This is a genomic window from Campylobacter sp. BCW_4341 (genome assembly GCF_001764255.1).
GTDB lineage: Bacteria > Campylobacterota > Campylobacteria > Campylobacterales > Campylobacteraceae > Campylobacter_D > Campylobacter_D jejuni.
This window is the reverse complement of sequence record NZ_MKAH01000017.1, coordinates 26,919-41,169: the sequence shown is the minus strand read 5'-3', so window position 1 is coordinate 41,169 and position 14,251 is coordinate 26,919. Positions and strand designations below refer to the sequence as shown.

Genomic DNA, 14,251 nt, shown 5'->3' with positions numbered 1-14,251 from the left:
GAAATTAAATGAAAAAAATTTTAACCCTATTTTTAATAAGTTTAGCATTTTTTCTTAATGCTTGCTCCAAAGAAGAAGAAATTCAAAATGATTTTATGTTTGAAGAGTATCACAAAGGAGATAAAATAGTATTAAATAGTGTAAATGGTGGAAGCAAAACTTTAATAAGAACAGATAAAGGTTTTGTGGTAGAAGGAGAGGAAGGAAAAGTTCTAATGTTTGATTTTTTTGGCACTTTTTGCACCCCATGCAAAGAAGAAGCTTTAGATCTTAGCAAACTTTGGAAAAATAATTCTAGCAAATTTATCATTATAGGACTTACACATTTTGAAGATGTTAGCGATGAAACAGTTAAAAAATTCGCAGATGATTATGGTGCTTACTATTTTCTAAGCAATGGCAGCTCTAACGATCGTATTATTGCTCAAATTTTAAAAGATATAGACTATCAAAATATGGAGCAACTTCCTTTTAAAGTTGTTTTAAAAAATGGAATTTATCAAAAAATAAGCGATTACTGGAATAATAATACTCCAACAAATTTTTATCTTGGCAAAATTCCAACAGAACTCATGCAAGAAGATTTAAATAAAATCTACAAAGGAAAATAATGCCAAAAACCCAAACTCTAGAGCAAATAAAACTTAGTGAACCAAAAATGTATAAAGTTATACTCTTAAATGATGATGTAACAACCATGGATTTTGTCATAGAAATTTTGATGAATATTTTTCATCAAAACCTTGAAAAAGCAAGTCAAACAATGTTAGAAATTCATCACAATGGTTCTGGAATTTGTGGCATTTACACTCAAGAAATAGCTCTTTCAAAACAAAAAAAAGTTATAGATGCGGCTAAACTTGCTAATTTTCCACTACAAGCAAAGGTGGAAGAAGAATGAAATACCAAGAAAATTTACAAAAATATCTTGATAATGCCAAAAATCTAAGCTTAATAAACCACCATGAATTTGTTACCTGTGAGCATGTACTGTTTGCATTACTAAAACTAAGCACTGATTTTAAGGATATATTTGAAGAATTTTCAGATGGAGATCTTGAACTTCTAGAAACTGAATTAAAAAATTACATTTCTCAAAACAATCAAATTATTAAACAAGAAATAGAACCTACAATATCTGTTGTTTTAGATGAAATCTTACTTTCACTTAAAAATAAAAATAATGAAATTAAAATTATAGATTTTTTAGAAAAGCTCATACAGGATTCAAGAAGTTATTCTAGCTATCTCTTAAAAAAACACAACATAAATCTTAACAAAATTCAAGAACTTCAAAATCATGAAAATATACAAAATTTAAGCAACCACACAAGTGATTTAACACTTTTAGCTCAAAATGGCAAGATTGATCCTTTAATAGGAAGAAAATTTGAACTTGAAAGAATGATGCAAATTCTTTCACGTCGCAAGAAAAATAATCCTATTTTAGTAGGAGAGGCAGGAGTTGGCAAAACGGCCATTGTAGAAGGATTAGCATTGGCTATTGCGGAAAAAAAGGTGCCTAAAAACTTACAAAATGCAAAAATTTTTAGTCTTGATATGGCTAGTATACTTGCGGGAACAAAATACCGTGGAGATTTTGAGAAAAGAATTAAAGAAATTTTAAATGAACTTGAGAAAATACCCAATGCTATTTTATTTATTGATGAAATTCACACTATAGTAGGAGCTGGAAGTACAGGAGAATCTCATACTGATTTTTCCAATCTTTTAAAACCGGCTCTAAGTAATGGAACTTTAAAATGCATAGGTGCAACAACTTTTATGGAATATAAAAATACTTTTGATAAAAATAAACCCCTAAGTCGCCGTTTTGCTAAAATAAATGTAGATGAACCAAGCCAAGAAGAAAGCTTGCAAATTCTGAAAGGATTAAAAAACAAATATGAAGAATTTCATCATATAAAATTAAACGATGAAATTCTTCAATATGCTGTAATTTGGGGTAAAAAATTTTTTAATGATAAATTTTTACCTGATTGTGCTATAGATCTGGTCGATGAACTTGGTGCTTCTTTTGCTTTAAATCCAAAAGCTAAAAAAAATGCCAATTTAAAAGATTTAGAAAATGTTTTAGCAAAAATGACCCACCATCACAAAATGTTTGAATTCGATCAAAATAAAGCTTTAATGAATTTAAAAACAAATTTAAAAGCAAAAATTTTTGGCCAAGATGAAGTTATAGATAGCCTTGTTTCATCACTTAAGCAAAGTTTCGCAGGATTTAAAAATTCCAATACACCACGCGGAGTGTTTTTGTTTACTGGATCAAGTGGAGTTGGAAAAACAGAACTTTGCAAAGCTTTAGCTGAATTTTTAGGTTTAAATTTAGAACGCTTTGATATGAGTGAATATGCAGAAAAACATGCTATAAGTAAACTAATAGGATCTCCAGCTGGATATATAGGTTTTGAAGAGGGTGGACTTTTAAGCAATGCTATCCGCAAAAATCCTTTCAGTCTTGTTCTTTTTGACGAAATAGAAAAGGCTCATCCTGATTTAAGTAATACCTTTTTACAGATTTTTGACAATGCTGAACTCACCGACAATAGCGGTCTTAAAGTAGATTTTAAAAATACAATCATTATTATGACATCCAATCTAGGACTTAAAGAAAGCAATGAGCTTGGTTTTTTAAGTAAAAATGAAGAAAAAAGTAATCGTGCTATCAAAGATTTTTTTGCTCCAGAATTTATTAATCGCATTGATAAAATTTTACATTTTAATGATTTAAACGATGCTATACTTGTTAAAATTATCGAAAAAGAACTTGATGAAATTTCTAAAAATTTAAATAATATAAAATTATCAGTGGATGATAAAGCTAAAATTTATTTAGCTAAAAAAGCCTATAATAAAGAATTTGGAGTAAGGCTTTTAAAACGCATAATTTCTGAGGAGATAGGAGAAAAAATCAGTGATGAAATTTTATTCGGAAAGCTTAAAAAAGGCGGTATAGCTAAAATCAAACTTGGTAAAAATGGAAAGCTCGAATTTATATTCTAAATTACTCAATGCACCTAAAAATGCCCCTGTATTTTTAAGTCAAAATTTAGAAGCTGATTTTATTGTAAAAGCTTATACTTTTGGTCTATTCCCATGGACAAGTAAACCTGTAACTTGGTGGTGTCCAGATCCTAGATGCATTTTAATTCCAAATCAAATTCACATCCAAAAAAATATGAAAAAATTTATTAATCTCTATCAAATTAAACTTGATTATGATTTTTTAAAATTAATTACATTATGTCGCGATACACGCTCTCAAAGCTGGATAGATGATGAATTTATTACCACTTATTATAAGTTATTTACCCAAGGCTATGCGCATAGCCTTGAACTTTATGAAAATAATGAACTTATAGGTGGAATTTATGGTTTAATTTTAGGCAAGGTTTTCTTTGGTGAAAGCATGGTAAGCATTAAAAAAAATGCATCTAAAGTTGCCATGATTAAACTTTGTGATTTATTAAAACCTTATGATTTTATCATAGATTGTCAAGTTTATAACCAACATTTAGAATTTATGGGTGCTCATAATATTTCTAGGAAAGAATTTTTAAATATTTTAAAAGAAAAATGCAATCAAGAAAGTGGTTTTAAAAATTTTAAAGATTTAATTACTTAAAAAATAAGCGTGAAAATCACGCTTATGACATTGCTTTAGCAACTTCAGCAGAGCTTTCACGAATTTTCTCCATACATTCTCTTGCTTCTTTTGCAAGTTCAACACTCTGATTAACATCCTCTAAACCGCTTTTAATACTCTCAACCACTTGTGATGTAACATTACGAATAGAATTAATCGTAGTGGTAATTTCATTAACTGAATGCCCTGTTCTTTCAGCTAAATTTCTTACTTCATCAGCAACAACAGCAAAACCTCTACCATGTTCACCAGCACGTGCTGCCTCAATAGCAGCATTTAAAGCAAGCAGATTAGTCTGATCAGCAATATCACTAATAGTCTGAATAATAGATTTAATTTCATCTGATTGTTGATTTAATGAGGAAACAAGATTTGAACTTTGAGACATCATATCAGCAATATTCTGAACATTTGAAACAGTGTTTTCAATTACACGATCTCCATCTTGAGTAAGATTATCATTTTTTTCTGCAAGTTCGCTTATGAGGCGAAGTTTTTCTTGATCTTTTTTAACTTGTTCGCTTATATCTGTAGCAAATTTAATAACCTTGTAAATTTTCCCATCATCATTTTTAACCGGATTATAACTTGCTTCAAGGTATACTTTTTTATTATTTCTTCCGTATCTTATATATTTACCTGATTGAAATTTGCCCTCTCTTAAATCTTCCCAAAATTGAACATAGTCCTTAGAGTGTCTATAATTAGAATCACAGAACATACTATGATGCTTTCCTTTAATCTCATCAATATTAAAATCCATAGTTCTTAAAAAATTTTCATTAGCCGTAATAATAGTCCCATCAGGTTTAAATTCAATAATAGCCATAGAACGATTAGCAGCAGCAATAGTATTTCTAAGATCAAGCATTTCATAATGTCTTTGAGTTATATCATTGGCAAATTTAATAATTTTATAAACATGACCATTATTATCACTAATTGGAAGATAATTTGCTTCTAAATAAACATCTATCCCTCCCTTAGCTATACGTCCAAAAAGACCACTTCTAGCTTTTCCATCTCTTAAATCTTTCCAAAAATCACTATATGCTGAAGAATTAACAACTTCAGGCAAACAAAACATACTATGATGCTTGCCCTTGATCTCTGAAAGGGAGTATTTCATAGTTGTTAAAAAATTTTGATTTGCCTCTAAAATAACGCCATCGGTGGTAAATTCAATTACCGCCATGGTATTCCCAATAGATCTTAAAATATCTCCTAAACCATTACACTTTTTTTCAAGTTGTTCAATTATTTCAGTATTGTTTTTCTTAGCACCAAACATAAAACTCACCTTTTTAATAATAAATTATTTTAAAATTATATCATATTTATATAGTATTATTTACTTAAAATTATATTAATTTATAAGTTAAATATATCTTTTAAACCTACAATAATCATCTTAAACCCCATAGCAGCAATAAATACTTGTGCTATACGAGAAAAAACATGTAAAATCAATTTTCCAACTATTTTTTCTATAGTAGCTGCAAAATGAAAAAGTATAAACATAAAAATAAAAGCTATCATTACTCCGCCAAGAGCAACATCAAGCCCACCATCTTCGGCTATAACGATAATACTAGCTAAAGTTCCAGGCCCAACAAGCATAGGAAATGCCATAGGTATTAAACTCTGTCTTAAAATTTCCTTATCATCTATATCCTGATAAGAACTAAAATCCTTAGTTGCAATTTTTGTTGAAAAAAGTAAATTTTTAATAGCCATTATAATAAGGACTAAGCCACCAGAAACCCTTAAATCATCTAATGAAACTCTAAAAATATAGTTCATAAATAAAGGTCCTGATAGTAAAAATACCAAAACTATAGTAAAAGCTGTATAGAGAATAGTTCTAAAAAGTTTTTTTCGAAGCATTAAAGGCAATCCATCACTCATAGCCAAAAATTGAGTTAAATTACCAAAAGGATTTAAGATGGCAAGTAAAGTAATTGCAGCAAAAAATATCAAATAAAGCTCAGAACCCATACTAGAAAACACTATCAATCCTTAGTTTTTACAAATTCCAAAGAAATAGAATTTACACAATGTCTTACATTTTTAGCAGAAAACCCTTCTCCTTCAAAAACATGACCTAAATGTCCATTGCAGTTTGCACACACAATCTCGGTTCTAATCCCATCTTTATCAGGAATTCTTTTAATAGCCCCTCTTATTTCATCATCAAAGCTAGGCCATCCACAACCTGATTTAAATTTATCTTCGGATTTATAAAGCGAAGCTCCACATTGCTTGCATTGATAAATTCCTTTTTCATAAAAATCATTATATTTCCCACTAAAAGGAGCTTCTGTTCCTTTATTTAAAATTACTTTTTTTTCTTCTTCATTTAATTCTTTCATGATCTACCCTTGTAAAATAATTTTTATATTATATAATTAAAATTTCAATTTTAAATGATAAATTTTTATAATTTTCAAGAAAGTTTTAAATGCAAAAAGAATTTTTTCAAGAGCTTCAAAATATTTTATATGAAAAAAATACAAATATAAAATTTCACTCTTTTCAAAATTTTTATGAAGACTTTAAAAGCCACAAATTTATTTTTAATCACGAGAATCAAAGCATTTTCAAAAAAAATACATCACAACAAATTACCTTACTTCATCCTACGCGTATAAGAAGACCTAAATTTGTCAATTCAACTCATGCGCTTGCTAAAATAATTCATTCAGTCGCTCATATAGAATTTAATGCAATTAACCTGGCTTTAGATGCGAGTTATCGCTTTAAAAATCTACCTTTGCAATTTTATTACGATTGGCTGGAGGTAGCAGATGAGGAAATTAAACATTTCAAACTTTTAAATTCAGTACTTGAAGAACTTGGTTACAAATATGGAGATTTTCCAGTGCATGATAATTTAGAATCTGCTCTAGAAGCTACGAAAGACTCTTTAAGCTTTAGAATGGGAGTAGTTCATAGAGGTTTAGAAGCTAAAGGGCTTGATGCCAACCCATTTGTTGTTCAAAAACTTGAAAGCTCCAATCACTCCATTAAAAATCTTTTAATGGAATATCTTGAAATTATACTTAATGATGAAATAAAACACGTTAAAAAAGGAGATACTTGGTGGAAATTTTCAAATCAAAACAAGTATGATTTTATCGAGCTTTGCAAAACATTTAAACAATTCTCTCTTGCAGGAAAAAAACTTAACATTCAGGCAAGAATCAAAGCTGGTTTCACTCAAGAAGAATGCGAAGTCATTGAAAAATTTTACTCTTGATTTCTTATCTTAAATTTTGAAACAATAATGGTATATAAAACCCGAATAATTCCATAAAGCACATACAAGCTTGCTAAAATTACTAAACTTTCAAGGGGATAAAGATATAAAAATGAAAATATTATAATTAATATAATTAAAACTTTTAAAACGCTAGAACGATTAAAATCAAGCTTTTTAAAGCTGGGATAGCGTATATTACTTACCATTAAAAGCCCCAAAATTGCTTGAAGCACCAAAAAAACTACACCATAAGGCTTTAAAAAATCATAACTGATAAACGCATAAGTCCATATAGCACTCACAACTGCTGCAGTAGGTATAGGAAGACCTATAAAAACAGAAGGTTCATAAGTGCCTGTGGTAACATTAAATCTCGCCAAACGAATGGCTCCAAAAACCACAAAAAAAGCCGTAATCAAAGATCCAAGTTTTCCAAAATCATAACCTATAGCCATATAAAAAAGAACCGCTGGAGCAACTCCAAAAGCTACTAGATCAGCTAAAGAATCAAATTCTACTCCAAATTTTGAAGTAGAATTTGTAAGTCTTGCAACACGGCCATCAAGCCCATCGCAAATCAAAGATAAAATAATATAAATCAAAGCTGTATAATAATTTCCATGTATTGAAGCTATAATAGAAATAACCCCTAAAAAAGCTGAAGCAGCTGTAAAAAGATTGGGTAAAATATAGATTAATTGCGGTCTGTTATTCATTATTTTTCCTTACGCAAAATAGCCTAACAATGAACCTGCTTTAATTTCATCATTTAAGCCTATATGAATTCTAGTATCTTTTGGCAAAAGTAAACTTATAGAGCCATTAATTAAAAAACCCATTCTATCTCCTGCTTTTAAATCATGAGAAATATTATCGAGCTTTAATTTTCTATCAAAAGAACCTGCATAAATTCGCAAAGCTATCGTTTTATTCTCTTTAACTTTTGCCAAAATAAAAGCTCTTTCATTCATCATTTTTGCAGATTTTAATTCACTGCACAAAAAAAGCCCGTGTCGTAAACGAATATCTATTATAGACATTGCAAAAGGTGTATTAAAATTCCCAGCATCATAAAGAGCATTTTTAATAGTAATTTCAACACATTCACCTAAATCTTTATGATGAATATTTTCTATTTTAGTAACCCTGCCATCTATAGGTGCAAAAATAGCTTTTTCATCACTACAAACAAGTTCTCTTTTGGGTGCTCTAAAAAGAAAAATACAAATTACAATTAATGCTAATAGTAGGATGGAAAAAGAATAAAAAATCCACACAAAAATAAAAATCAAGCTTAAAATAATAAGACTTAAATATCCATCTTTTGCAATAAAATCTTTCATTCTTCTACTTTAACTTCAATTTTAACTTCTTCGAGCTCTTGCAAACGAGTTGGTAGACTATTTTGTTCCTCAAACTCTTTAATAATCTCACGCACTTTAGCGCCTTCAATAGTCTCTTCTTCATAAAGGGCTGCTACCATAGTCTCAATCGCTCCTTTATAAGTATTTAAAGTATCTTTAACATCTTTATAGCGTTCATCTAAGGTTTTCTTTACATAATCATCTAAAGATTCTGCCATCTTTTCAGAATAATCTTTTATGGTTTGTCCACCACTTAAGAAAGTATTTCTTTGTTTTTCAAGCACCATAAGTCCTGCAATTTCACTCATACCATACATAGAAACCATAGCTTTTATGATATCAGTTGCTCTTTCTAAATCATTACTTGCACCCGTTGAAATTTCACCTATAAACACTTCTTCAGCTGCACGACCACCCAAAAGTACATCTACTTCAGCGATAAGCTCATGTTTTTGCATTAAAAATTTATTTTCCTCAGGAGTATTTAAAGTATAACCTAAAGCCGCAAGACCACGCGGAATCACAGAAACCTTACTTACACGTTTTGCACCTTTGGTAGTTTCAGCGATTAAAGCATGACCACATTCATGATAAGTAACAATTTTCTTTTCTTTTTCATTAATACGACGTGATTTCTTCTCAAGTCCTGCTATAGCTCTTTCAACAGCTTCAACTAAATCATTTTGTTCTACATATTTTTTAGAATCCCTACCCGCTAAAAGCGCCGCTTCATTAATAATATTTGCAAGATCAGCTCCTGCAAGTCCTGCGGTTAAGCGTGCTATGTCTTCTACCTTAACTTTTGGGGAGATTTTTACATCTTTCATGTGCACTTTTAAAATATCACACCTACCTTTAAAATCAGGTTTATCAACCAAAACTTGTCTATCAAACCTTCCTGGTCTTAAAAGTGCTGCATCTAAAACTTCTGGGCGATTTGTTGCTGCTAAAACAATGACTGGGGAACTTTCTGTCCCAAAGCCATCCATTTCAGCCAAAAGCTGATTTAAAGTTTGTTCTCTTTCATCGTTTCCACCCATCATGCCACTTGCCGCACGACTTTTACCAATAGCATCTATTTCATCTATGAAAACAATAGCAGGAGCTTCTTTTTTTGCATTTTCAAACAAATCTCTCACACGAGAAGCGCCTACACCCACAAACATTTCTATAAAAGACGAGCCTGAAACACTAAAAAACGGCACATCAGCTTCACCTGCAACTGCTTTTGCAAGCAAGGTTTTTCCTGTACCTGGAGGCCCAACAAGCAAAAGCCCTTTTGGAATTTTCGCTCCCAATTTAATATATCTTTCAGGATACTTTAAAAAATCTACAATTTCTTTTACTTCTTCTTTAGCTTCTTCAACACCAGCTACATCGCTAAATTTTACTTTAGGTTTTTCTGAATTTACAAGTTTCTTAGAACTTCCTATACCCAATATAGAACTTCCCATATTTTTTTGCATACGACTTGCCAAAAACATCCAAATACCAAAGAAAATAAATACTGGCAAAACCCATGAAAAAAGTATATCCGTAAACCAATTTGTTTCAGAATACGCACCATAAGCGATATTTTTACTATCTAGTAAACTCACAAGCTCAGGATCGTTAACTTTTTTTGCTGTATAAACAGTATTGTGAGAGCTTGAAATTGCTTTGATTGTTGTTTGTCCTATACTAACTTGATTGATTTGTCCATTTTCAATAAGCTTTTTTAACTCAGAATAAGGGACATTTTTATTTACTTCATTACCATTCAATGCCCCACCAAAAGAACCATTGCCATCAAAAAATCCCTTAAAAATAATTATCATTACAATTGCAAAAATCGCAAAAATAAAAATGGGATTTTTGTTAAAAAAATTATTACCCTGCGGATTACCCTTATTATTTGGGGTATTATTATTCATTACTTATCCTTTTTATTGTTTTTATATACAAAACTACACCACTCATTGATTTGCATTTCATCAATGAGTTCTAAATCTTGAAATTTTTCTTTAATTCTTGTTGAATATTTATCTAAAATTCCTGACAAAATAAGTATAGCATTATCTTCTAAATGGTTTTTAATATCTTTTTCTAAAATTAAAATCACATCTGCAATGATATTTGCAACAATTAGGTTATATAAACCATTTGCTTTATCTATAGATCCACACCAAGTCTTATGAAAATCGACATCATTTAATCTTGCATTTTCCAAAGAACTATCGATAGCCAACTCATCAGTATCACAAATTTCAACATTACAACCAAACTTTGCCATGATAATACCTAAAATTCCACTACCGCAACCAAGATCTAAGGCTCTTAATTTACTTTTAGAAAATTTTTGTAAAAATTTTACACAAGAATATGTGCTTTCATGATGTCCTGAGCCAAAGGCTAAGGCTGGATTAATCTTTATATTTATATAATTCTTTTTTTCTTCTTGCCAAGTGGTATGGATATAAACATTATCCACCAAAATAGGTTTTATGCCGTTTTTATATTCTTGTATCCAGTCCTTGTTTTCTTTCTCTACAAGACTTAAATTAGAAATAATTTTATGGTTTAAATTGAAAGTAGTTGTAAGTTTTTGAGCAAATATTTCAAGTGCCCATGAAAGCTCTTCTAAACTCTCATGGGATCTAATATAAACACCATTATCTTTCTCTTCTATAGCTTCTATACCTAAATCAAAAGCAAAATCAAGAAATAAATTTTTATACTGCTCTTCTACGATAAAGAACAATTCGTAATATTTTTTTTGCATTTAGAATTTTAAAAATCAGCCTTTACTCAGCTGCACCTTCTCCACTTCCTATTCCTAAAACATCTTCAAGCTTTTCTTTTAAAACTTGTGGAGTAAAAGGTTTTACAATATAGTTATTTACGCCAGCTTTTAAAGCAGTAATCACTTCAGCTTTTCCGCCCTCAGTTGTAACCATGATAATGGGCATATCTTCATATTTTTTCTCTGCTCTTACTTTTTTTACCAACTCCAAGCCATTCATTTCTGGCATATTCCAATCTGTAATTAAAACTTTTACATCTTCATTTTTAGTTAATAAATCCCAAGCTTCAACGCCATGCTCAGCTTCTAAAACATCATCGTGTCCAAGTCTTGTTAGGGTATTTTTAATAATCCTTCTCATAGTAGAACTGTCATCAACAACTAACAATTTCACAATTTCGTCCTTTCAAAGTTTTTATAGTTTTATTTTACCCTTTTTAGCCTTATTAATCAAGCTAAAAAATTTTAAAAAATAGCATTATATCATCTTTTATTTAAAATTTTACTCAAATATTATTATTTTTATACTTAACCGTAAATAAATATACACTTAAACCTAAAAGAAGCAAGCTCACTCCACCGATAAGATAAATCGCATAAATCATCTGAGAAAAATCACCAATAGCAAGTTTAAATACCAACATCAAAGCTTCTATAGCCAAAGCAATGATAATAGAACCTAAAAATCTCACCATAGTTTTTTGAATTCCGCCTTCTTCTTTTTTTGTTTTTCCTAATACTTCTTGTTCGATCAAAGTTTTTGCCAAATCGAAAATAGCTAAAGCTAAAGTTATAGCAATAGTACTTTCAAACATATGTTCTATACCTATAGCTTGATTATCAAAAAGACTAAAAAAACCTTTTTGAAATAAAAAGCAAGTAATCACAAATAAAACCAGTGCGAAACAAAAATATACCAAACGACTAAATTGAGTAAAAATAAACTCAAATTTTCCTGCTTGAATAATCCTTAAAATATCTTCAAGCTTGATATCGATACAAACAACAAAAAGCAAGTTATTTTTATCATCGTAAATTGGCATAGAAGCTGTCACGCAAAGTTCGTTGTTTAAAACCGAAGGATAAGGATCGCTTAAAACGCATCGTCTTAATTTTACAGCTCTATAAAAATAAGAACGAGTACTTCTATCCTCACCCTGCCCTATTTCATGAGCCTTATTTAAGGAAATCGCATTTTCTATTTGCATGCCTGAAATATCTAAAATATACAAAGCATCAAAAACAACAACTTCATGAGCTATTTTATCCAAAGCTGTTTTAATCGTTTCAAGGTGAATATCAGGAAGTTTATTAGGTAAATTTCTTGTTAAAATATAACTCATATAAGCTCTAGCACGATAGCGATTATCTTCAAATCTTTGTATATCTTTTATATACATTATACACCTTCTTTATTGTGTTTAAATTCAGGCACAATCTTTAATAAAGCCTCTGAAATATCTTCACATATTTGTAAATTTTCTATCTCTTTATTAAGCCAATCAAGATCAACCTTCTCATTCTTTGCTACAAAAATACTCTCATATTGTGTTTTAGCATCATTTTCATCAATCAAAAGCTCTTCATAAAGCTTCTCACCTTTTCTTAAGCCTGTGATTTTAATTTCTAAATCATTGCGATTAGAAAGTAAAAGCATTTTTTTAGCTAAATCTATGATTTTCACAGGCTTACCCATATCCAAAACAAAAAGTTCTCCCCCTTTTGCGATAGCTCCAGCTTGTAAAACAAGTTGCACTGCCTCAGCCACAAGCATAAAATAACGCACTATATCAGGGTGTGTTAAAGTTAAAGGCTCATTATTGGCAATTTGTGCTTTAAATTTCGGTATCACACTACCACTAGAACCTAAAACATTACCAAAACGCACACAAGCAACTTCAAAATTTTCATCACTCATACTTAAAGTATAAAGCTCGCAAACTCTCTTAGTGCAACCCATAATATTTGTTGGTCGTACTGCTTTATCTGTACTTATCATCACAAATTTAGCTACTTTATTTTCTTTAGCACTATCGCATAAAATTTTAGTTCCTAAAATATTATTAATTACTGCTGAATGTGGATTTTGTTCGCAAAGAGGCACATGTTTATAAGCGGCTGCATGTAAAATAAGCTCAGGTTTATAAGTTTTTAATACCTCATCTAAACTTTGCTTATCTAAAATACTTAACAAAATAGGAGTAATTTTTTCTTTATATAAATTTAAATCATCATTGATTTTATAAAGATTATACTCACTATGATCAACCATGATAAGATGCTTAGCGCCAAATTTAATACATTGCTTACAAAGTTCACTGCCTATAGTTCCACCTGCTCCACTTACCAAAACTACCTTGTCTTTTAAAAAAGCCGCCACAGCACTATCGTCTAAATCTTTTGGTTTTCTAGCAAGCAAGTCTTCTATACTGATATCTCTTGCTTCATTTCTTGTAAAAGAAAATATTTTTACATCGCAAATACCATAAGCTACAAGTTCTTCAAAAAGTTTTTTAAGCTCTTCTTGTTCAAGTCTTAAAGCAATAATGGCAGTTTTTACCCCTTGTTCTACATAAGATTTTATTTTTTCTTTTTCTTCTACAATAAATTTATCACAATAAGTCCCTATAAGCTCTTTCCTCGCATCAACTACACCCACAGGAAAAAGCCCTAAAGAACCTTCTTTTGCGCCTTTTAACAAATGCAAAGCCTTAGAAGTTGCCCCTACTACAATACAAGGAGTTTCTTCTTCTTTCATTTTAGAAGGTTTAAAATCCACAAGCATTCTTTTGCTAATTCTTAAAGTACCTATAAACATATATGAAAGAACAAAATCTATCACAATAGCACTTCTTGGAAAAGGATTAAAAAAATCACTAAAAAAATAAAAAATAAGAAAAAAACAAAACTCAGCTAAAAGCAAAGCAATAAAAATTTTTCTTGCTTCATTGAGAGAAAAAAATCTCCAAGCTACTTTATAAATTCTAAAAACAAACAAAAATAAAAGTTTTAAAACAAGCAAAATAATAGCAGAAATCATCATACCATGATAAAAAATACTCGGAATATCTCCACTAAATCTCAAAGAAAAAGCCAGATAAACGCTAAGTAAAATTAAAACAATATCTGAAGTTAAAAAAAATGCTAATCTTTTGCTTTTATAAAAAATCATT

The 14,251-nt window shown here is 30.0% G+C and carries 15 protein-coding genes; 5 read left to right on the top strand and 10 right to left on the bottom strand.

All coding sequences use genetic code 11. From position 1 onward, the window contains the following. The first annotated feature begins 8 nt into the window (after positions 1–8). The 4 genes from AJN70_RS01950 to aat are packed head-to-tail and all read left to right on the top strand — an operon-like array spanning position 9 to position 3,649. Positions 9–611 carry a TlpA disulfide reductase family protein gene (locus AJN70_RS01950; protein WP_002888338.1) on the top strand — a complete coding sequence of 201 codons (603 nt, stop codon included), beginning with the start codon at positions 9–11 and terminating at the stop codon, positions 609–611. After that, complete coding sequence (locus tag AJN70_RS01945; protein ID WP_044779145.1) at positions 611–901, top strand: ATP-dependent Clp protease adaptor ClpS; 291 nt, start codon at positions 611–613, stop codon at positions 899–901. The genes AJN70_RS01950 and AJN70_RS01945 overlap by 1 nt, the downstream gene beginning before the upstream one ends. Beyond that, on the top strand, positions 898–3,027 hold the full coding sequence (locus tag AJN70_RS01940; protein WP_070233040.1) for an AAA family ATPase: 2,130 nt from the start codon (positions 898–900) through the stop codon (positions 3,025–3,027). The genes AJN70_RS01945 and AJN70_RS01940 overlap by 4 nt, the downstream gene beginning before the upstream one ends. Further along, complete coding sequence (gene aat, locus AJN70_RS01935) at positions 3,002–3,649, top strand: leucyl/phenylalanyl-tRNA--protein transferase (RefSeq protein ID WP_002826100.1); 648 nt, start codon at positions 3,002–3,004, stop codon at positions 3,647–3,649. The genes AJN70_RS01940 and aat overlap by 26 nt, the downstream gene beginning before the upstream one ends. A gap of 22 nt (positions 3,650–3,671) precedes the next feature. On the opposite strand, the gene cetZ is transcribed toward aat, so the two are convergent. The 3 genes from cetZ to AJN70_RS01920 form a co-directional block, all read right to left on the bottom strand. Further along, positions 3,672–4,961: an energy taxis response protein CetZ gene (gene cetZ / locus AJN70_RS01930; protein ID WP_070233038.1), complete on the bottom strand. Its 1,290-nt coding sequence runs from the start codon at positions 4,959–4,961 to the stop codon at positions 3,672–3,674. Positions 4,962–5,041: 80 nt separating this feature from the next. After that, positions 5,042–5,668, bottom strand: coding sequence for a MarC family protein (locus AJN70_RS01925; protein ID WP_074470041.1), 627 nt, complete (start codon positions 5,666–5,668; stop codon positions 5,042–5,044). Between the two features lie 14 nt (positions 5,669–5,682). Next, positions 5,683–6,042 carry a methionine-R-sulfoxide reductase gene (locus AJN70_RS01920; protein WP_002861829.1) on the bottom strand — a complete coding sequence of 120 codons (360 nt, stop codon included), beginning with the start codon at positions 6,040–6,042 and terminating at the stop codon, positions 5,683–5,685. 89 nt (positions 6,043–6,131) lie between these two features. On the opposite strand from AJN70_RS01920, the gene AJN70_RS01915 reads away from it, so the two are divergent. Beyond that, the gene (locus AJN70_RS01915) at positions 6,132–6,929 is read left to right on the top strand and encodes a ferritin-like domain-containing protein (protein WP_002870517.1); all 798 of its coding nucleotides are present in this window, start codon (positions 6,132–6,134) and stop codon (positions 6,927–6,929) included. On the opposite strand, the gene pssA is transcribed toward AJN70_RS01915, so the two are convergent. From pssA to pglF, 7 genes are all read right to left on the bottom strand, one after another. After that, positions 6,920–7,648: a CDP-diacylglycerol--serine O-phosphatidyltransferase gene (gene pssA / locus AJN70_RS01910; RefSeq protein ID WP_002859122.1), complete on the bottom strand. Its 729-nt coding sequence runs from the start codon at positions 7,646–7,648 to the stop codon at positions 6,920–6,922. The genes AJN70_RS01915 and pssA overlap by 10 nt on opposite strands. Before the next feature lie 9 nt (positions 7,649–7,657). Continuing rightward, complete coding sequence (locus tag AJN70_RS01905; protein ID WP_044779141.1) at positions 7,658–8,275, bottom strand: phosphatidylserine decarboxylase; 618 nt, start codon at positions 8,273–8,275, stop codon at positions 7,658–7,660. Then, the gene (ftsH, locus tag AJN70_RS01900; protein WP_070233034.1) at positions 8,272–10,209 is read right to left on the bottom strand and encodes an ATP-dependent zinc metalloprotease FtsH; all 1,938 of its coding nucleotides are present in this window, start codon (positions 10,207–10,209) and stop codon (positions 8,272–8,274) included. The genes AJN70_RS01905 and ftsH overlap by 4 nt, the downstream gene beginning before the upstream one ends. Continuing rightward, positions 10,209–11,057: a 50S ribosomal protein L11 methyltransferase gene (locus AJN70_RS01895; RefSeq protein ID WP_002861833.1), complete on the bottom strand. Its 849-nt coding sequence runs from the start codon at positions 11,055–11,057 to the stop codon at positions 10,209–10,211. Before AJN70_RS01895 ends, ftsH begins: the two co-directional genes overlap by 1 nt. 22 nt (positions 11,058–11,079) lie before the next feature. Beyond that, the gene (locus AJN70_RS01890; protein ID WP_032603349.1) at positions 11,080–11,472 is read right to left on the bottom strand and encodes a chemotaxis response regulator CheY; all 393 of its coding nucleotides are present in this window, start codon (positions 11,470–11,472) and stop codon (positions 11,080–11,082) included. Positions 11,473–11,584: 112 nt separating this feature from the next. Next, positions 11,585–12,478 (bottom strand): PDC sensor domain-containing protein, encoded by an 894-nt coding sequence (locus tag AJN70_RS01885; protein ID WP_053872406.1) that lies wholly within the window; start codon positions 12,476–12,478, stop codon positions 11,585–11,587. Further along, on the bottom strand, positions 12,478–14,250 hold the full coding sequence (gene pglF, locus AJN70_RS01880) for a UDP-N-acetylglucosamine 4,6-dehydratase (configuration-retaining) (protein WP_053872407.1): 1,773 nt from the start codon (positions 14,248–14,250) through the stop codon (positions 12,478–12,480). The genes AJN70_RS01885 and pglF overlap by 1 nt, the downstream gene beginning before the upstream one ends. Between the last annotated feature and the right edge of the window lies 1 nt (position 14,251).